General features: G+C 71.7%; 17 protein-coding genes. 8 read left to right on the top strand and 9 right to left on the bottom strand.

Features of this window, described 5'->3' with window-relative positions; all coding sequences use genetic code 11:
* The first annotated feature begins 70 nt into the window (after positions 1-70).
* Genes Q2K19_RS26230 through Q2K19_RS26220 form a run of 3 tightly spaced genes read left to right on the top strand, consistent with a single transcriptional unit; the run spans position 71 to position 3,258 of the window.
* The gene (locus Q2K19_RS26230; protein ID WP_302764658.1) at positions 71-1,060 is read left to right on the top strand and encodes a carboxymuconolactone decarboxylase family protein; all 990 of its coding nucleotides are present in this window, start codon (positions 71-73) and stop codon (positions 1,058-1,060) included.
* 9 nt (positions 1,061-1,069) lie between these two features.
* Complete coding sequence (locus Q2K19_RS26225; protein ID WP_302764657.1) at positions 1,070-1,522, top strand: DUF6220 domain-containing protein; 453 nt, start codon at positions 1,070-1,072, stop codon at positions 1,520-1,522.
* Positions 1,519-3,258, top strand: a complete 1,740-nt coding sequence (locus tag Q2K19_RS26220; RefSeq protein WP_302764656.1) for a multicopper oxidase family protein — start codon at positions 1,519-1,521, stop codon at positions 3,256-3,258. The genes Q2K19_RS26225 and Q2K19_RS26220 overlap by 4 nt, the downstream gene beginning before the upstream one ends.
* Positions 3,259-3,276: 18 nt before the next feature.
* Here Q2K19_RS26220 and Q2K19_RS26215 read toward each other — a convergent pair whose 3' ends face one another.
* The 4 genes from Q2K19_RS26215 to Q2K19_RS26200 all read right to left on the bottom strand — a co-directional run bounded on the left by Q2K19_RS26215 (position 3,277) and on the right by Q2K19_RS26200 (position 8,659).
* On the bottom strand, positions 3,277-3,837 hold the full coding sequence (locus Q2K19_RS26215; RefSeq protein WP_302764654.1) for a dihydrofolate reductase family protein: 561 nt from the start codon (positions 3,835-3,837) through the stop codon (positions 3,277-3,279).
* Positions 3,838-4,166: 329 nt separating this feature from the next.
* A complete protein-coding gene (locus Q2K19_RS26210) occupies positions 4,167-6,548 on the bottom strand; it encodes a PA domain-containing protein (protein WP_302764653.1) in 2,382 nt (793 codons plus the stop codon).
* 270 nt (positions 6,549-6,818) lie between these two features.
* Positions 6,819-7,466, bottom strand: a complete 648-nt coding sequence (locus tag Q2K19_RS26205) for a response regulator (protein WP_302764652.1) — start codon at positions 7,464-7,466, stop codon at positions 6,819-6,821.
* On the bottom strand, positions 7,463-8,659 hold the full coding sequence (locus Q2K19_RS26200; protein WP_302764649.1) for a sensor histidine kinase: 1,197 nt from the start codon (positions 8,657-8,659) through the stop codon (positions 7,463-7,465). The genes Q2K19_RS26205 and Q2K19_RS26200 overlap by 4 nt, the downstream gene beginning before the upstream one ends.
* A 134-nt stretch (positions 8,660-8,793) precedes the next feature.
* Here Q2K19_RS26200 and Q2K19_RS26195 point away from each other — a divergent pair, with 134 nt between their 5' ends.
* From Q2K19_RS26195 to Q2K19_RS26185, 3 genes are all read left to right on the top strand, one after another.
* A complete protein-coding gene (locus Q2K19_RS26195; RefSeq protein ID WP_302764647.1) occupies positions 8,794-9,846 on the top strand; it encodes an ABC transporter permease in 1,053 nt (350 codons plus the stop codon).
* Positions 9,843-10,562: an ABC transporter ATP-binding protein gene (locus Q2K19_RS26190; RefSeq protein WP_302764645.1), complete on the top strand. Its 720-nt coding sequence runs from the start codon at positions 9,843-9,845 to the stop codon at positions 10,560-10,562. The genes Q2K19_RS26195 and Q2K19_RS26190 overlap by 4 nt, the downstream gene beginning before the upstream one ends.
* A 276-nt stretch (positions 10,563-10,838) precedes the next feature.
* A complete protein-coding gene (locus tag Q2K19_RS26185; protein ID WP_302764643.1) occupies positions 10,839-11,387 on the top strand; it encodes a YceI family protein in 549 nt (182 codons plus the stop codon).
* Between the two features lie 72 nt (positions 11,388-11,459).
* Here Q2K19_RS26185 and Q2K19_RS26180 read toward each other — a convergent pair whose 3' ends face one another.
* The 3 genes from Q2K19_RS26180 to Q2K19_RS26170 form a co-directional block, all read right to left on the bottom strand.
* Entirely contained in the window at positions 11,460-11,873 is a 414-nt protein-coding gene (locus tag Q2K19_RS26180; protein ID WP_302764641.1) for a DUF2267 domain-containing protein, read from the bottom strand.
* Positions 11,874-12,008: 135 nt separating this feature from the next.
* Positions 12,009-12,260 carry a hypothetical protein gene (locus tag Q2K19_RS26175; protein WP_302764638.1) on the bottom strand — a complete coding sequence of 84 codons (252 nt, stop codon included), beginning with the start codon at positions 12,258-12,260 and terminating at the stop codon, positions 12,009-12,011.
* Entirely contained in the window at positions 12,257-12,556 is a 300-nt protein-coding gene (locus Q2K19_RS26170) for a DivIVA domain-containing protein (protein WP_302764636.1), read from the bottom strand. The genes Q2K19_RS26175 and Q2K19_RS26170 overlap by 4 nt, the downstream gene beginning before the upstream one ends.
* A gap of 267 nt (positions 12,557-12,823) precedes the next feature.
* Between Q2K19_RS26170 and Q2K19_RS26165 the strand changes: the two genes are divergently transcribed.
* Both Q2K19_RS26165 and Q2K19_RS26160 read left to right on the top strand, forming a co-directional pair.
* Positions 12,824-13,714, top strand: a complete 891-nt coding sequence (locus Q2K19_RS26165) for a helix-turn-helix domain-containing protein (protein ID WP_302764634.1) — start codon at positions 12,824-12,826, stop codon at positions 13,712-13,714.
* Positions 13,707-13,934 (top strand): DUF397 domain-containing protein, encoded by a 228-nt coding sequence (locus tag Q2K19_RS26160; RefSeq protein ID WP_302764632.1) that lies wholly within the window; start codon positions 13,707-13,709, stop codon positions 13,932-13,934. The genes Q2K19_RS26165 and Q2K19_RS26160 overlap by 8 nt, the downstream gene beginning before the upstream one ends.
* A 431-nt stretch (positions 13,935-14,365) precedes the next feature.
* Here the strand turns inward: Q2K19_RS26160 and Q2K19_RS26155 are convergent, their stop codons facing one another.
* Both Q2K19_RS26155 and Q2K19_RS26150 read right to left on the bottom strand, forming a co-directional pair.
* Positions 14,366-16,051 carry an ABC transporter ATP-binding protein gene (locus Q2K19_RS26155; RefSeq protein ID WP_302772754.1) on the bottom strand — a complete coding sequence of 562 codons (1,686 nt, stop codon included), beginning with the start codon at positions 16,049-16,051 and terminating at the stop codon, positions 14,366-14,368.
* 41 nt (positions 16,052-16,092) lie between these two features.
* Positions 16,093-17,973, bottom strand: coding sequence for an ABC transporter ATP-binding protein (locus tag Q2K19_RS26150; RefSeq protein WP_446839593.1), 1,881 nt, complete (start codon positions 17,971-17,973; stop codon positions 16,093-16,095).
* Positions 17,974-17,998: the final 25 nt, after the last annotated feature.

Raw genomic sequence — 17,998 nt, 5'->3', positions numbered from 1 at the left:
TAGCGGCGGCCGGGCAAGTGCCTGCGGCGGCACGACGCTTTCCCGGCCCGCCGGGACAAGCATCGACGCCATGACATACCGCTTCTTCAGCCCCGCTCCGCCGAAAGCGGCGAGCGGTCTCACCGCGGAGGTCTACCGGCAGCTGCGGGCCGAGTTCATCGGGCCGGTGCCGACCTTCCAGGCGCTCTCGGCCGTGCCGGAGGTATTGGCCGCGACCTGGGCGCTGATGCGCGAGGCCCTGCTCGCCGGGGACGTGCCCCGGGTCGACCGCGAGCTGGTCGCGTCGGCCGTGTCCCGGGCCAACCGCTGCCGGTTCTGCGTCGACGCCCACGTGATGCTGCTGCACGCGCTCGGCGAGCACGAGCTGGCCGAGGTCATCGCCCGGGGTGGGACGCCACCGGAGCCGAGGCACGCCGAGCTCGTCGCCTGGGCCGAGGCCAGCCGGAGCCCCGTAGCCGTTGACTGGAGCAGCCCGTACGGTCCCGAGGTCACCGGCACGCTGCTCGCCTTCCACTTCATCAACCGGATCGTGTCGGCGCTGCTCGACCCGGATCTGCTGCCCGGCGGCCTGCAGCGCTCGCCGGTGGTGCGGTCGGTCGGGGGCCGGCTCTACGCCAGGACGGCCCGGGAGCCGAAGGAGCCCGGCCGCAGCCTTCCACTCCTCGACGCCGCCGCCACGATGGCACCGGCCTGGGCCGGGGACAGTCCGGTCGGCGTCGCGTACGCGTCGCTGAGAATGGTTGCCCGGCAAGGCGGTGAGCTCCTGGGCGCCGTGGCGCGCCAGACGGTCACGGCCACCGTGCGCTGGGAGGACGGACGGTCTCCGGCCCAGCCGCGAGAGTGGGCCGCCGATCTGATCCGGGACGTGCCCGGCCCGGACCGCGTCGGAACGCGGATCGCCCTGCTGGCCGCGTTCGCGCCCAGCGCGATCCGCCCGGGCGACGTCGCGCTGTGGCGGCTGTCCCATCCGGGTGACGCCGACCTCATCCGGCTGGTCGCGTACGGGGCAATCACGGCCACCGATCACGTCGCCCAGGCCCTGTTCCCGGCTCAGCTCTAGGAGGTCACCATGCGCAAGGCCCTCGTCATCGTCACCGCGGTGTCGCTCGTCGCGTTCGCCCTGCAGTTCGTCTTCGCCGCCGTGGGCGCGTTCACGAAACCCGCGGGTGAGGGCGCGTACGCCCTGCACAGCGTCACCGGGATGGTCGTCATCCCCGTGCTCACCCTGCTCACCGTCCTGTTCGCCGTGCTGGCGAAGGCGCCGGGCCGGCTCATCGGACTGGCGGCCCTGCCGCTCGGCCTCGTCGTCCTGCAGGGGCTCATCGCCATGCTCGCCAACGCGCTCACCGACGCCGCCGGCGCCAGCACCCCGTTCGGCCTGACCATCGGCGGGCTGCACGCGGTCAACGGCATCGTCGCGGTGCACGTCGTGGTCGCCGTCCTCCGGGCAGCGCGCAAGCTGGCCAACCCGGTGCCGGCCGACGCCACCCTGGTGACCGTCCGGGAAGGGGAGCCGGCATGACCGTCGGTTCGGTGCTCGCCGCCGATCTCGTGATCGCGGTCCTCGCGGCCGCCGGGTGGCTGGGCGGCGGGGCCGCGTCGGCCGCCCGGCGCCGTCGGCCCGCACTGGGGCTGGCCGCCTTCGCGCTGCTCGCCACGGTCGCCCGCGCGATCACGATCATCGCGCTCGCCCGCGCCGGCTGGTGGTTCGCGGCGGAGAAGGTCCTCATCGCCGCGCCACTGTCGCTCGCCGCGGTGGTCGTCGCCGGGCCGCGGCTGCTGCGGGCCGCGGACGACATCCGGTCCGTCGCGGTCCCGCTGCTCTTCGCCGGGTACGCCGAGAGCGCCGCCCTGCTCGTGACGCTCCTGCACGGCTATCCCGCGTCAGCGGGCGCGGGACTGCTCGCCGTCGCCGGGGTCGTCGCGGCGACGGCGGTCACCTGGCGGGCCCTCGGCGCGCGCCCGTCGCGGACGGTGTCCCGGGCCGCCGTCGCGGTGGCGGTCGCCGCGCTGGTGACCGGCACCGGGCTGGCCGCCACCCCGGGCGCTGCTCCCGCCGTACCCCATGTTCATGAATATCGGGATGCCCGGACGGCGGGCGAGCCGACCAGACGGTTCACCCTGACGGCCGGGACCGCCACGGTGCGCGTGAGCGGCCGTGACGTCGCGGCGTGGGCGTTCAACGGGCAGGTCCCCGGGCCGGAGCTGACCGCCACCGTCGGCGACGTCCTGGAGGTGAAGCTGCGCAACCGGGACATCGCGCGGGGCGTCACGCTGCACTGGCACGGGTACGACGTGCCGAACAGCCAGGACGGGGTGCCCGGCGTGACGCAGGCGGCGGTGCTGCCTGGACAGGAGTTCGTCTACCGGTTCCGCGCCGATCAGGCCGGGACGTACTGGTACCACACGCACGCGGTCTCCGACATCGGCGTGCGAAAGGGCCTCTACGGCGTGCTGGTGGTACGCCCGGCGCCGGTGACCGGCGTCGACGTCACCGTGCCGGTGCACACGCTATCCGGCGTTCCACTGCCCGCGGCGAGATTGGAGCCGGTCGCGGCGGGGGTGCCGGTGCGGCTGCGGCTGATCAACACCGACAGCACCACTCACCGGTACGCCCTGGCCGGCACGCCGTTCCGGGTCGCCGCGATCGACGGCTCCAACCTGCAGGGCCCGACCCCGCTGGAGAACACCGCCGCGCTGATCCCGGCCGGGGGACGCTACGACCTGGTGTTCACCGCGCCCGCCACGCCGGTGGCGCTGTTCGTCGACGGACGGGCGGTCTACTCGACCGGCCCGGCGTCGGTGGCGACCGGCGGGTGGCCGGTGCTGGACCCACTCACCTACGGGGTCGGGTCTCCGGTGCCGTGGTCTCGGTTCGACAAGGAGTTCACCCTCGTCCTCGACCGCGGCCTCGACCTGCACGGACTGCTTCCGCGGTACGCCCACACGGTCAACGGCGCGGCCGCCCCGGACATCCCGCCGCAGGTCGTACGCCTCGGCGACATCGCCAAGTTCACGATCGTGAACCGGTCACTGGTGGTGCACCCGTGGCATCTGCACGGCCATCACGTCCTGGTGCTGTCGCGCAACGGAACACCGGCGACCGGGAGTCCGTTGTGGCTGGACTCCTTCGACGTACGCCCCGGCGACGTCTGGGAGGTGGCTTTCCGGGCCGACAACCCCGGCATGTGGGCCAACCACTGCCACAATCTGGCACACGCCGACGCCGGGATGACGCTGCACCTGATGTACTCGTGACCCTCGTGCGCCCTGCTGTCAGCGGGAGACTTCGTACCGCAGGTATACGACGCCGTTGGCGAACGTGCGCTCGTCGAGCAGGCGAAGGTTCAGCCGGAGCCGGTCGGGGAAGAACGGATTGCCGCCGCCGACGGTGACCGGGGACAGGAACAGGCGGACCTCGTCCACCAGCCCCGCGCGGAACGCCTGGGCGGCGAGCGCCGGACCGCCGATGCTGAGATCGCGGTCGGCCGCGTCCTTCATCGCCCGGACAGCGTTCGGGTCGAACGTCCGCTCGATCCGGGTCCGGGCGCTGCTCACCGCCTCCAGGGTCGTCGAGTAGACGATCTTGTCGGCGGCCTGCCAGAGCTTGGCGTAGTCGAGCACGGGCGGCGGCTGGTCCGGCTGCGCCGGAGCGGTTTCCCAAAAGACCATCGTCTCGTAGAGGCGCCGGCCGTACAGGTACGTCCCGATGGGGCGCTCCAGGTCGTTGACGAAGGCGTGCACGTCGCTGTCCGGCGCGGCCCAGTCGAAGTTGCCGTGCTCGTCAGCGATGTAGCCGTCGAGCGAGGTCAGTGCGGTGGAGATCAGCTTGGCCATCCCAGCCCTCCCTCTTCCCTGGGGCGTTCGGTCGCCCCTGGGAAAGCCGAGCATATTCGCCGGATCCGACACAGTAGGGCTGTCGTCACCGACTGTCGGTGCTCGGGAAGGAGGAGGCCTGGCGGTGGTGGTGTGAGGTCGTTGAACTCCGGGGGTGTCGCGAAATCCGCGCCTCGCAGGTCAGGCGCGAAGGACGATGCGGTCGCCCGGCGGCTGGGCACCAGCACTCGCACGCTCAGCCGCCGGATCGCGAGCTGATGGACCACCTGCACGTCCGCACGCGCTTCCAGGCGGGCGTGCAGGCGGTCCGGCTTGGTTGGCTCGAGAGCTCAGTGCACGACGTCGAAGGCCCGGACGACGGTCTGGTCGACCACTGAGCCGCCGGTGTCCTCTGCGTGTAGCCGCAGCGACACCAGGCCACTGCCCGCCGGCAGCTCGACGCGCCAGCCGTCGGTACTGCGGATGACGTCCGCCGGTCGCCAGGTCGCACCGTCGTCGTACGACGCGTCGATGGTCGGCTCGCCAGCCGGCGTGGACGGTATGCCGTCAGCGCGCCGCAGCCGCAGGTCGAAGGCAACTCGGCCCTGGAGGTCGGCCTGGACCCGGTTGTGCAGGTCGACGCCGACGTCGTAGTCCGGCAGCAGCAGCGGCTGGATCTCCGGCGCACCCCCGGCCGTCGTCGTCGACGGGAAGGTCCAGGCGGTGTCGGTGTGCGTCGACAGTTCGGTCCACGCCTGCGGGTTGTCCGCGGTGAACGAGATCGAGACACGGGACTCGCCGCCCGGAAGCCGGACCGTGCCGGAGGGGAGGTTGTCCGTCTCCCCGATCAGGGCGCCGTCGGCCCTGATTTCGAGATGGGTGTGGACCCCACTCGGGTGGGTGTACTCCGTTCCGTGGTTTCCGTCCGCGTCGGTGAAGCCGTCGACGGCCACGCGCAGCTGGTCACCGGTGCGCTGGACGGGCCGAGCGGGATTTGGGGCCGCCATGATCGGCGCTCGGCCGAAGGGTAGCTGGTCCTGTTCGCGAACCGAGTAAGCGTGCCGCCCCGGCATGGCCAGGTTCATCGGCAGCACTGGCGTCTTGGGGAACATCGCGTTGTAGGGGGACTCCGGAGCGAACACCGCGTAGTTCCATGCCGTGTCGGGGTCGGGGATGCGGTACTCGGTGCGCGTACGCGGCCCGCCCTTGAAGGGGAACAGCGTCGAGACGACGAACGAGTTGCCGGGCTGCCACGGGTACGCCGACTCGGAGAACGTCGAGGGAAGGGTCGGCTGCCCGTATACCTGACGCTCCTGAGTGGCGAGCTGCCCGAGGAGGGCGACGTAGGTGGGGTCCTCGGGGATCCGGTCCTTTTCCTTCAGGTAGAGGTCGTAGACATAGGGGCTGACCGGTTCTCCCTCGACGGTCACCATGGCTGCCTCCGGGAGGTGGGCGAGCGCGAGGCCCTCCGCCCGGTTCAGCCGGATCGTCGGCACCTGCAGCTTGACCCCGGTGCCGCCCGGGTCGCTGATGTCACCGGGGCCGTCGTTGCGGATCACGACCAGGCCCGCGCCATGTGCGGCGGCATTGTTGGACTGTTCCGCGATCGACATGTCGGCGGAGTGAGTGACCAGCGCCAGCGCGCCGTGCAGTTGCTGGCCGGCGAGATCGGCCGCCGTGGCACGGCCGACGTCCACCACGGGGAGGCGGGACCGGCCGTTGACGACCGGGAAGTCCGAGGAGACGTCGGAGAACCAGGTCGGGTCGACGTACTCGGGGTGCAGGGTCGGCGCGGTCGGCGCGGTCAGGGCGATGTCGGGCGCCTCCAGCCGGGCCCGGGTGCGCGCCTGGAACGTCCCGATGGACACCTGCGGCGTCGGCTGCAGGTAGAAGTGCTGGTCGAGGAGGTATGCCGGGCGCATGTCCAGGTGGATTGCGGACCCGTCGGCGGCGGCGCGGTCGTAGCCGATGAGCATGGCACCTTGCGGCGGCACCTTGGTGCTGCGCCCCGGGGTCGTGATCGTGAGCTGCCGGGCATCGCGGGCGTCGAACGCGAAGGTCCGCTCACCGCCCACCGTCGTTTCCGGCTCGCCCACGAGCGAGATGTTCTGGAACGTGCGGCTGGCTCCGATGGTCGGCTTCTGGGCGGGCAGGGTGGTGACGAACGCCATCACCGAGTACTCGCCGGGCGGTATGAGCACGCAGGTGGTCCGGGCGAAGGTGGCCTCGGAGCACTCGTTGCCCGGAGCCGGGTCGGTGGCCATCTGCCGGGTCCACGCCGCGCCGTGTTCAAGGTCGAACACCGTGATGTAGGCCTGGGCGGGCCGCCCGTCCCGGCCCACCGCGGAGAAGTGCAGCGGCACAGCGTCGGCAGCGCTGGTGTCCAGAAGGGCGGCGTGGCCGTCGATCATGGTCGGCGTGCTCGCGGCATCGGTCGTCTGGACGGTGGTGCCTGTGTTGCTCGTCGCGACGACGAGGCCTGGAGTCGTACCGTCGGCGCCGGGCAGTGGGGCGAGCGAGGTGGCGCCGGTGTCTCCGAGCGGGGTCAGGGCGACCTCGGCTCCGCCGCCCAGGGAGACAACCCGCGCGGCCGGCGCTGGGGCGAGGCCGTCGGTGGCGGTGGCCGCGTTTGCCGCGGACCACGGCGCCGCGGTGAACAGGCCGACCACGACGGCGAGCGAGGTGACGGCGGCGGCGCTCGTCTTGTGCAGGGCCGAGACTGGCATGGTCATGGGACTCCCAGTGGTCAGAGATGCGTCCCTTTTTCATAGTCGAGCCAGATCAGCGGTGGACAGCATGACCGCTGGCGACTACCGGATATGGCGACCGTCAGCCATCGGCTGGGCCGGCTCGACCTAACTGTCCGGAGTGATCCTGGTCCGGTCCGTAGGTCGTCCAAGGAGGCGGTCCGGTCGTTCGGACTACCAGGCAGGCGACCACGGTTTTCGACAACCGACCGCGAAGGCCCGGGGTCAATCCCACGGACTTTCGGAGCCGACCACCTAGGGGATGATCCCGCCGCGGCGGCCTTCGGCGACCGCGGCGGTGCGGTTGTCGACACCGAGCTTGCTGAACACCTGGACGAGGTGGGACTTGACGGTGGCCTCGGTGATGAACATGGCCCGGGCGATGGCCTGGTTGCTGCGGCCCTCGGCGACCAGCTGCAGGATCTGGATCTCGCGTGGCGTCAGTGCCCGCCCGGGCGTGCGTACGCGGGTGACCAGGCGGGTGGCGATGGCGGGCGCGAGTACGGTCTCGCCCGCCGCGGCGGAGCGGATGGCGGCCAGCAGGTCGTCGGGTTCGGTGTCCTTGAGCAGGTATCCCGTGGCGCCCGCGGTGATGGCGGGCAGGATGTCGGCGTCGCTGTCGTAGGTGGTCAGGACCAGCACCCGTGGTGGCCGGGGGTGGGCCAGGATCTGCCGGGTGGCTTCCGCGCCGTTGATGCCCGGCCCCAGGTGCAGGTCCATCAGGACCACGTGAGGGGTGGCGGCTTCGGCCTGCGCGATCGCGTCGATTCCGGTGGCGGCCTCCCCGACGACCGTGATGCCCGGATCGGCTTCCAGTGCCGCCCGCAGCCCGCGACGGACGATGGGGTGATCGTCGACGATGAGGAGGCGGATCGGGTCGGCAGGACGAGGCGCTTCGGTCACGACGTTTCTCCTTCGGTCGGGACGGAAGCGCTGATCGCGGAGCCCTGCCCCGGTGCGGATTCGACGACAAGGGCCCCGCCGACAGCGGCCAGTCGCCGGCGCATGGTGGCCAGGCCCAGACCCGTGCCGGTCGTCGAGGTGAGCGGCTGGTCGGGGTCGAACCCCCGCCCGTTGTCGACGACGTCGAGGCTGACCGCCCCGGGCAGGAAGGTGAGGGTGAGGTCCACCCGGTCGGCGGCGGCGTGCGCGCGCACGTTGGCGATCGCCTCCTGCCCGACCCGCAGCAGGGCGACCTCCACCGGGGTGGGCAGTGGGTAGGGAAGGCCGTCGACGGTGACGCGCGCGTCGAGGCCGAGGCGGCGACTGCCGTCGACCAGGTGCCCGAGGGCCTCGGTGAGTGGCCGGCCCGCGAGCGGGGCGGGAGTGAGGGCGCGGATGAGCCGCCGGGTGTCCTCCAACGCCGACAGCGCGGCCTCGACGGCGGCGTCCAGGTGGCGGCGGGCGGCCACCGGAGCGTCCGGCCAACGACCGGCGGTCGACTTCACCAGCAGGATGATCGTGGACAGGCTCTGCGCGACGGTGTCGTGGATCTCGCCGGCGAGCCGCTCCCGCTCGGCGAGGGTACCGGCGCGCCGCTGCGCAGCGGCGAGTTGGCCCTGTGCGGCGGTGAGGTCGGCCAGCAGCCGCGCGGTCAGCTCGTTCTGCTGCCGGAGATCCCGGTAGACGGTCATGATCACGATGGCCACTCCGGCGCCGATGACCGGGCCGAGCACCGCGGGCAGACTCAACCTCCCCTCGTGGAGCGAGAACGCGGCGATGGCCACCGCCGCCAACCCCGCGACGACCACCGGCCCGAGCGCCCGCGGGAGCACCTGCATGGCCAGTAGGAACAGGGCGAACGCCAGCCACACGAAGTCCACCGACAACGTGGCCAGCCCGATCCAGCCGGCGGTGAGCCCGGCGAACCACAGCCCGGCCACCGCCGGTCGCCGGGCGTGCCGGGCGAGTACGACGCCCAGCACGTACCACAGGGCCACCGCCGCCACCGCGGTGATCAGCAGGCCGACGGGTGGACGGCCGGACCGTGCGGCGCGCACGGCGCCGACCAGCAGCAGAGCGACGAACAGGACGTGCTCGGCCCGACGGAGCAGGGTCAGCGTGACCGCCGCGACGCGCGGCTGCTGGTGATCCATGGCCCTGTCGACGGTAGTGGCCAGCGCCCGACCCGACCCCCAACTTTTGATGGGTTCACCCGTGCCTCATTCGCCTCCGCAGGTCCCGGCCCCCGTGCGATGGCATCGCCGACACCGGCGGAAACGCTTGCGGCATGTTCATCGCAGTACGTGACCTTCGATTCGCCCGGGGCCGGTTCGCCCTCCTGAGCACCGTCATCGCGTTGCTGACGTTGCTGGTGGTGCTGCTGACCGGGCTGACCGCGGGACTGGGAGCGGCCAGCGTGTCGGCGGTGGCGGCCCTCCCCGTCGACCACATCTCGTTCCAGCGGCCGACCGACGGCCAACAGGTGTCCTTCGCCACCAGCAGCCTGTCACCGGAAGCGGTCGCCACCGTGGCGGCGCAGCCGGGAGTGACCACCGCGTGGCCGCTCGGCGCGTCGACCACCCGCCTGCAAGCCGACGGCGGTGCCACGACGGTGACCCTGCTCGGCGGCGATCCCGCGCTGTACCCGGCACTGCGGCAGGGCCGGGCACCGGCCGGGGCCGAGGTGGCCCTCACCGCCGACCTGGCCGAGACGCAGTCGGTGTCGGTCGGTGACACCGTCACCGTCGGCGGGCAGCCGGTCCGGGTGGCAGCGGTCGTGGCCACCACCTCGCTCAACCACCTGCCCGTCGTCTACACCCCGATCAGCACCTGGCACGGCCTGGCTCGGACGGACAGCATCACCGCCGTCGCCTCGACCGGCGGCGATGCTGCCGACGCCGCCGGTGTCACGACCGTCGCCCGCGACAAGGCGTTCACCGCCGTCGGCGGATACGCCTCAGAGCAGGGCTCACTCAACCTGATGCGGGGCCTGCTGCTGGTGGTCTCCGCCCTGGTTGTCGGCGCCTTCTTCACCGTGTGGACCATGCAGCGCGGCACCGATCTGGCGGTGGTCCGGGCGCTCGGCGGCAGCCGTAGCTATCTGCTGCGCGACGCCCTCGCCCAGGCCGGGATCGTCCTGCTGGTGGGCGCCGCCGTCGGCGCCGGTGCCGCCGCCGGCCTGGGCGCGGTGGCCGCCCGGGTGGTGCCGTTCGTCCTGAACGCCACCACGGTCGCCGTCCCGCTCGCGGCGATGCTCGCCGTCGGCGCGCTCGGCGCCGCCTTCTCCGTCCGCCGGGTCAGCACCGTCGACCCGCTCACCGCCTTGGGGGCAGCCCGATGACTCTCACCCTCACCGACGTCCGCCTCACCTACCCGGACGGGGACCGGCGGCTGGTCGCGCTCGACGCGGTCAACCTGCGGATCGCACCGGCTGAGCTGGTGGCGGTGACCGGTCCGTCCGGCTCCGGCAAGTCCAGCCTGCTGGCGGTCGCCGGCGCGCTGACCACCCCGGAATCCGGCACGGTACGGATCGAGGGCAACGACGTCACCTCGCTCGATCAGAACGGCCGCGACCGGCTCCGGCGCGAACGGATCGGATTCGTCTTCCAACAGGCCAACCTGCTGGCCTCGCTCACCGCCCTCGACCAGCTCTTGCTCGTCGCGCACCTGTCCGGCACCCCCCGGCGCCGGGCCGAGGCCCGCGGCCGCGGGCTGCTCGACCGGGTGGGCCTCGGCGGTAAGGCGGACAAGCGTCCACACCAGCTTTCCGGCGGGGAACGCCAGCGCGTCGGGGTCGCCCGCGCCTTGATGCGACGCCCCGCCCTGCTGCTGGTCGACGAACCCACCTCCGCGCTTGATCACGATCGCGGCGAGGTCGTGTTGCGTCTGCTGCGCGACATCACCCACGAGCAGCAGGTGGCCACCGTCATGGTCACTCACGACCTGCAGTATCTGCACCTGGCGGACCGGACGGTGACGATGCGGGACGGCCGGGTGTACCCAACCGCGGACATTCCCCCCTCGCCCGTCGTCGTCCAGGACCGCGCCCGGCGATGAACGCCGGGCGTCGGTCCCGGTGGTGCCGTCCACGCAGTAGACATGTCGGGAAGAGAACTGGCTGCACAGCGAAAAGAATCGCCCGCGGCGTCGCCGACACGATCGACAACCGCGCTGGGTCGGGTCGTTCGCGCATCGCCATGGTGCAGGACCGTTGGCGACGCACAGATCCGAGAATCGTCCGGGTCGACTCGCAGAAAGCGCCGGACCGCCGATCGGACGAACGAATTGCCCGACGCCCACTATGGCGATGGTGATGGTGCGTACGCTGGGCCGGTGGCGATCAGAACCGGACGGTTACGGTTCGGCCCGGACAACGGGCGCATGCTGCTGCGTACCGGCCGCGCCGGTGTCGGCTCGACCATCGGACACGACCTGACCATTGAGGTCACCGACTGGTCGGTGGAGCTGGACATCCCCGACACCGGGCCCACGGACGCCACAGCGACGGCTCGCATCGAGTTGGGATCATTGGCCGTACGGGAGGGCACCGGTGGCGCGCGACCGCTGTCCGACAAGGACCGGGGCGAGATCGAGAACAATGCCCGGCGGACGCTGGACGTCGGCCGTCACCCGACGGCCACCTTCGAATCCACCCACGTCGTCACCGGCGACGACCATGCCACGATCAGCGGAACGCTCACCCTCCACGGGGTCGCCGCCCCCATCGACGTCGACGTGCGCGAGGTGACGCCCGACAGGTACCGCGCCGCCACGGTGGTGCCCCAGTCGTCGTACGGCATCAAGCCCTACTCCGCTCTTTTCGGTGCAATCAAGGTCCGGGACGACGTGGAGGTGGAGATCGAGGTCAACCTGGAAGGCTGATCTCCACGCCCAATCGACAGCCGCGTACCCGCGTGCGACGCGGCACACCTGCGCCTGCCTCAACTGTCTGTGCTACGGGCCGGGGCGCCGCCCACCACCAGCACCCACCGGTTCGATGACCTGCCGGAACTCGTTCGGCAGCTGGGCCATCGCGTTTTCGAACTCGTCCCGGGTAACGGCCTCACGTAGCGTGGTGAGCACCGCGCGGACCCCGGCACCGGCGAGCGCACGGTCGAGGTCCGGGCGGTCGGCCACCCGCTCCACGAACTCTTCGAGCCCGAACGACGCCGTGGCGTGTTCCCGTCTCAGCGGTGTGCGCAGGCAGGCGTCAAGCCCGTCCGGAAGCTGATAGGCGAGGTCCTCGGCCTGGCCGGCGCTGATCCGATTTGCCAACGTCTCCAACGTCACGCGGGTGAGGGTCGCCGCCTGATCGGTCGACACCTTCGCTCGCAGGGCCACAGCGTTGATGAAATCCTCGTATTCCACCTGATTCTCCTCTCCGGCCGGATCGCCGTCGAACCGCCGGTTTCGGTGCGCCTTACTCACAGCGTCCGGCAGCGGGGGGTGACCCTGCCTCATCCCCATCGGGCGAATCATCAAGGCGCGCTCGACGCGGCCCCGTCAGCGGCGCAGGCGGCGGGCGCAGGGGCCGTCGTGGTCGGCGCGGAGCAGGCAGCGCCGACCACCGGGCAGCAGCGCGTCGCAGAAGACCCAGTGGCGTACGTTCTGGTCGTCCTCGCTGGAGACGGTGGTGCCGCCGGGCTCGGCCAGCGGCAGGACGAGCAGCCAGCGGCCGACCACCCGGGCCAGGCGCTGCGCGGCGGGCAGGTCGTGGGCGACGATCGGCAGGTGGATGACGTACCGCTGGGTCACCGCTGGTGTCCCCGGGCGTCGCGGGCGCGGGCCTGGTCGGACTGCCAGCGGCGCAGCGCGTCCTTGACGATGGCGGTCTCCCGGCGACTGGCGGCCAGGGCGGCGTAGGCGGCGGCCAGGTCGCCGGCGACCCGGTCGAGGAACGCGTACACGTCGTGGGGGTCGAGGCCGCGGCGTCCGAGCCCGACCGGCCTGAAGCGGCGCTCCCGCACCTGCCACGGCAGCAGACTGGTGTACGCGCCGGAGCGGTAGGTCGCTCCGCTCCCCCGGACCGATCGCTGGCTGCGGACGATCATGCCGCTGACCTCCCTCTACGTCGGACATGGATGGGTGGGGCCACCCGCCCTCCCCGCACGAGCGGACCCACCCGGCCCTGCCGCCGCAGCTCCATTCAGCGGTACGGCAGCACGGCTCTTGGTATCCAGCTTGTGACAACGCGCAGCCACGATGCAACGTTCCACAGGAGATTTCTCACCCGATGTATTGACTTTCTTTACTGCAACCTGTAGGAGTTTCAGAGTAGCGTCACGCAGTGTTGCAAGACGGAATCAGGGAGTGCTCGGATGGTCGAGGAGATCGGATCGACCGTGCCACGCCGGCAGCTCGGCCGACTGCTGCGCCAGTACCGCACCGAAGCCGGCGTGACGCTCGACGCCGCCGCCGAAGCACTCGAATACAGCCGGCAGAAGATCTGGCGCATCGAGAGCGGCCTGGGCGCCGTCCGGGTGCTCGACGTCAAGGCGATGTGCGAGCTGTACGGGGTCTCGGCGGAGCTGACCGAGGCGATGAAGGGGCTGGCCGCGGAGACGAAGTCGAAGGGCTGGTGGCACGCGCACGGGGACGCGGTGCCGAGCTGGTTCGAGCTGTACGTCGGCCTGGAATCCGCCGCCGCCACGCTTCGCCAGTACCAGGAGACCGTCATCCCCGGTCTACTGCAGACCCGCGAATACATCCAGGCACTGGCGCGCATCGACCAGCCCGCGGCGACCGGCGAGGACCGCGAGCACGCCGTCCAGGTACGCCTGCAACGGCAGAACCTGCTGAGCCGCCGGTTGCCGCATCCGCCCCGGCTGGACGCGGTGATCTCCGAGGCCGTGCTGCGGCGCAGAGTCGGCGGACGGGCCGTCATGATCGGGCAGCTCACCGGCCTACTCGAAGCCTCCGAGCGACCCAATGTCTCGGTGCGGGTGGTGCCGCTCGCCGCCGGGCCGCACCTCGGCGCGGTCGCCGGATCCTTCCTCATCCTGGACTTCCCCGTCACGAAGGGCGGCCGAGCGGCACCCGAGCCGTCGGTCGTCTACAGCGAATCGCTAACCGGCGCGCTCTACCTCGACAAGCCCGCCGAGCTGCGGGCCTACGAGGAGGCGTTTGCGAGCGTCGCTCAGCTCGCGCAAAGTGAGGCAGAATCGAGAGACACGATCAAGGGGATCATCGGGGAGCTGCGGCATGACTGACCTGACGGGCGCCATCTGGCGCAAGAGCACCCGCAGCGGCGGCAACGGCGGCGAGTGCGTCGAGGTCGCCACGAACCTCCCCGGCATTGTCGCCGTACGCGACTCCAAGGACCGGTTCGGTGCACCTTTGACGTTCCCACCCGCGGCCTGGGGCGAGTTCGTGAAGCAGATCAACAGTGGCAGCTTCGTGGATGGCGGACGGGCCCAGCAACGGGGATAGCGCAACGAACGCATCACCCACGCCACACAGCGGAGCCCCTCAGCTTCGACGGTGGATGGCCCGTTCACCCCTGCGCCGCTCGCTCTAGCTGGCTGAAGTGGGGGTCGGCGAGCCGGGTTCCGCAGCGACGTCGGTCGGGAAGTTCGCCCGGAGCCGGTGGTCGTCGGCGGCGTTGTCGAACTACCTACATGTGCCCGGCGGCGCCAACCGCGGGGGTCCGGTCCCAGCTGGCCGCAGCCGAGCGGCTGCTCCGCCCAGGGCCGCCCGCCGAGGCGGTCAACCGCCGCGCAGTTGGACGCGGCGGTCACGGCCGCGTCGCGGTGGGACGCCGGGATACAGCCCCTGGCGGAGGAGCCGCACCGTCCGCGACCTCTAGATGCACGCCCATTCGGCCGACCTACGAGGGCCTCTGACTGACTGTTCGCCGGGCTTCAGTTGTGCCAGGAGCGCCAGAGGGAGGCGTACGCCCCGTCGGCGCGGACGAGTTCATCGTGGCTGCCGAGTTCGATGATCCGGCCGTCCTCCATCACGGCGACCCGGTCGGCGTCGTGCGCGGTGTTGAGCCGGTGCGCGATCGCGATGACGGTCCGGCCGGTGAGCACGGCGGCCAACGCTTGCTCGGTTCGCCGGGCGGTGGTCGGATCCAGCGCCGCGGTCGCCTCGTCGAGGATCAGCGTGTGCGGGTCGGCGAGCACCAGCCGGGCCAGGGCGAGCTGCTGCGCATCGGCGGCCCCGAGCTGCGTGGCCCCGTCGCCGAGTTCCGTGTCGAGGCCGTCGGGCATCTCGGCGTACCAGTCGGCGCCGACGGCGACCAGCGCGGACCGCATCTGGTCGTCGGACGCGTGCGGCGCGGCGAAGGCCAGGTTGTCGCGCACCGAGCCGATGAATACGTGGTGTTCCTGAGTGACCAGGGCGATCCGGCGGCGGCGCTCGGCGGGGTCCAGGTCGGTGACCGGGCAGCCGCCGATGCTGACCACGCCGCTTCGCGGCGCGTCGATCCCGGCCAGCAGCCGGGCCAGGGTGGACTTCCCGGCACCCGACGGGCCGACGACGGCGAGCCGCTCGCCGGGCCGTACCTCCAGGTCGATGCCGTGCAGGACGTCGTGGCCGTCGGCGTACGAGAATCGGGCACCGCGCACGACGAGCCGCTCACCAGGTGACGCGGACGCCTTGCCGGGCGGCTCCGGCGGCACCTGGCCGACGCCGAGCACTCGGGCGAGCGATGCGAAGCCGCGCTGCGCCTGTTCGGTCCACTGCAGGATTCGGTCCAACGGCTCGATCGCCTGCTGGAGATAGAGCGCGGCTGCGACCACCTCACCGAGCGAGACCATCCCCTTGGACAGGAAGAATCCGCCGACCAGCAGCACCGCGGCGATCGGCAGCGGATAGCTGGCCTCCACCATCGTGTAGAACACGGTCCGCAGCGCGAGCGTCGCCCGTCGGGTGGTCCACACCCGGGCGATGCGCTCGGTGCCGTGGACGATCCGGTCGTCGGTGAGGCGCAGCGCCTCCACGGTGCGCGCGCCCTCGGCGGTGGTGGTCAACGTCTCGGTCAGCTCGGCGGTGGCGGCGCCCTCGGCGAGGTAGGCGGAGCTGGCCCGCCGCAGGTACCAGCGGCTCGCCGCCCAGATCGGCGGCAGGCCAGCGAGCGCGACCAGGCCGAGCATCGGGTGCAGCAGGAAGATCGCCCCGAACAGCAGCGTCAGCTGCGCCGAGGCGATGACGATGGTGGGCACGACATCACGGACCGTGGTCCCGACGGTCGACACGTCGACCGAGCTGCGGGTGGCGAGGTCCCCGGAGCCGGCCCGCTCGACGACGGAGACTGGCAGACCGAGCGTCTTGCGGATGAACTCCTCGCGCAACCGGGCAACCGCCCGCTCCCCGAACCGGTGACCGGCGTACTGGGCGTACCGGGAAAGCAGCGCCTGCGCCAGAACGCATCCGCCGATCGCCACTGCCAAGCGGTCCACGGTGGCGACGCCCGCGCCGGCGGCAACCTGGTCGACGATTCTGCCGAGCAGCCACGGCGCGGCGAGCCCGGCGATCGCGGCGGCACCGTGCAGCACCAGCACGACCAGGACCGCGCGCCGGTCCCGGCCGACGAGGTCCAGCATCTCTCGTCGGACGGCGGCGTGGTCCGCTACCGGCAGCCGGCTCACCGCAACGCCCCCTCGGCCCCGGTGAAGTCTTCGGAGTCGAGGGCGTCGCTGCCCCGGGCGACCAATTGTCGGTAGCCCCGGTCCCGTTCGAGCAGTTCGGCGTGCGTGCCGGTGGCGACGATCCGACCCTCGCGCAGATGTGCGACCGTGTCGGCGTGCCCGAGCAGCAACGGTGACGTAGCGAGCACGATGGTGGTCCGCCCGGCCCGCGCAGCGCGCAGCCGCTCGGCGATCCGCGCCTCCGTGTGCGCGTCCACCGCCGAAGTTGGATCGATGAGGACCAGCACCTCAGGTTCGGCGAGCAGCGCTCGGGCCAGGCGTACCCGTTGGCGCTGGCCGCCGGAGAGTGTGCGGGCCCGGGTGTCGATCGGGGTGCCGAGCCCGTCCGGCAGCGCGTCGACGACGTCCTCCGCCGACGCGACACGCAGGGCCGCCGTGACCCGCGCGTCGCTGCCGCTGCCGTCCCGGGAAGGGTCATCGTCGCTCCCCGCCCGGTCGCGGTCGTCGCCGCTCGCCCCCCGGGCCCGCAGGACGGTCCGCAGTGTCCCGGCGAAGAGGTAGGAGTCGTGGTCGGCGACAAGGATCCGGGCGCGTAGCTGTTCGAGCGGGATCCCGGTCAGCGGCACACCGCCCCAGGTCACGTCGCTGACGACGTACCGTCCGAGCCGGTCGGCCAGCGCGATGGCCTCGCCCGGGTCGTCAGCGGCGACGCCGATCAGGCGACCTGCGGGCACGGTCAGTCCGCTGGCCGGATCGTGTAAGTCGGCAGGCCGGGCCGGTGCGGGCACGACTCCCGGCCGGCGGGCGTCGGGCACGGTTGTTATTCCGCCGCCGTCGGGCTTGGTTCCCGGGCCGTCCGCATCTCGCAGGGCACCGACGTCGTCAGGGACCAAGTTGAGTAGGGCGACGATCCGGCGGGCGGCGACCCGGCCCCGGATCATCTGGTAGCTGCCCTCTAGTAGAAACCAGACCGGCACGATGAGGGTGGCTACGTATCCGTAGACGGCGACCATCTGCCCGATCGTTATGTCGCCAGTGACAGCCATCCGGGCCGCGAGCCAGACCACGGTCGCGAGGAAGAGCCCCGGGATGGCGACGGTCAGCGCGTCGATCCAGCTGTTGACGGCACCGACCCGGTATCCCTCGGCCAGCAGGCGCTGGGAGCGGTCGGCGTACCGGCGGGCGAACAGGCCGCGGCCGCCGACGCCGGCGAGCACCCGCAGCCCAGCCACGATGTCGCCCGCCCGGGTGGTGAGCATGCCCTGCTGCTGCCGGTAGACCGACTCCACTCGATCGAGGCGGCGCAGTAATGGCCCTATGAGCAGGGCGATCGCCGGTACGCCCAGCAGCACACACAGCGCGAGGATCGGCGACACCGACCACAGCACGACGGCGATCACCGTGTACGCGATGACTGCGCCCACCCCCGGCCCAGTCATCGTCAACACCTGCGAGGTGTATCCGATGTCGGAGCCGCCTACGGTCGCCACCTCCCCAGCGGCGAGCCGGCGCGGCAGCACCGCGCCGATCCGGGACAGCTGGCGCAGCAGCACCGCTGCCGAGCGGGCCGTCGCATCCTCCCGCACGAAGGTCATCGTTCGATGCCGCATGATGCCCAGGTACGACAGGCCCACGCCCGCACCGAGGATCGCCGCGACCCAGAGCAACAGAGCCCGGTTGTCGTGCGCGCGCAGCCCGTCGTCAACGGCGCGGGAAATCAGATACGGCCGGACCGACAGCCCCGTCATCCAGGCCGTGCCGAGCACGCTGCCACGCAGCACCCGCCAGGGTTGGCAGCGGACCAGCCACCAGATGTACCTCAGCGGCCCCCTCGTGTCCGGGACACCGGGCTCGGGGTGGGGAACCTGCGGGGGCACCCGCCCAAACTACCGATCCGGGCTC

The sequence above is a fragment of the Micromonospora sp. NBRC 110009 genome, from assembly GCF_030518795.1.
GTDB lineage: Bacteria > Actinomycetota > Actinomycetes > Mycobacteriales > Micromonosporaceae > Micromonospora.
The sequence above is the reverse complement of the archived record's forward strand: the minus strand, read 5'-3'. Positions and strand labels throughout refer to the sequence as shown.

What these genes read in the sequence shown, in the direction of transcription:
- Q2K19_RS26165 (WP_302764634.1), top strand. Translation starts at nt 12,824, where the DNA reads ATGGTCGAGGAGATCGGATCGACCGTGCCACGCCGGCAGCTCGGCCGA.
- Q2K19_RS26155 (WP_302772754.1), bottom strand. Translation starts at nt 16,051, where the DNA reads ATGCTGGACCTCGTCGGCCGGGACCGGCGCGCGGTCCTGGTCGTGCTG.
- Q2K19_RS26195 (WP_302764647.1), top strand. Translation starts at nt 8,794, where the DNA reads ATGTTCATCGCAGTACGTGACCTTCGATTCGCCCGGGGCCGGTTCGCC.
- Q2K19_RS26190 (WP_302764645.1), top strand. Translation starts at nt 9,843, where the DNA reads ATGACTCTCACCCTCACCGACGTCCGCCTCACCTACCCGGACGGGGAC.
- Q2K19_RS26210 (WP_302764653.1), bottom strand. Translation starts at nt 6,548, where the DNA reads ATGACCATGCCAGTCTCGGCCCTGCACAAGACGAGCGCCGCCGCCGTC.
- Q2K19_RS26220 (WP_302764656.1), top strand. Translation starts at nt 1,519, where the DNA reads ATGACCGTCGGTTCGGTGCTCGCCGCCGATCTCGTGATCGCGGTCCTC.
- Q2K19_RS26215 (WP_302764654.1), bottom strand. Translation starts at nt 3,837, where the DNA reads ATGGCCAAGCTGATCTCCACCGCACTGACCTCGCTCGACGGCTACATC.
- Q2K19_RS26200 (WP_302764649.1), bottom strand. Translation starts at nt 8,659, where the DNA reads ATGGATCACCAGCAGCCGCGCGTCGCGGCGGTCACGCTGACCCTGCTC.
- Q2K19_RS26230 (WP_302764658.1), top strand. Translation starts at nt 71, where the DNA reads ATGACATACCGCTTCTTCAGCCCCGCTCCGCCGAAAGCGGCGAGCGGT.
- Q2K19_RS26225 (WP_302764657.1), top strand. Translation starts at nt 1,070, where the DNA reads ATGCGCAAGGCCCTCGTCATCGTCACCGCGGTGTCGCTCGTCGCGTTC.
- Q2K19_RS26170 (WP_302764636.1), bottom strand. Translation starts at nt 12,556, where the DNA reads ATGATCGTCCGCAGCCAGCGATCGGTCCGGGGGAGCGGAGCGACCTAC.
- Q2K19_RS26160 (WP_302764632.1), top strand. Translation starts at nt 13,707, where the DNA reads ATGACTGACCTGACGGGCGCCATCTGGCGCAAGAGCACCCGCAGCGGC.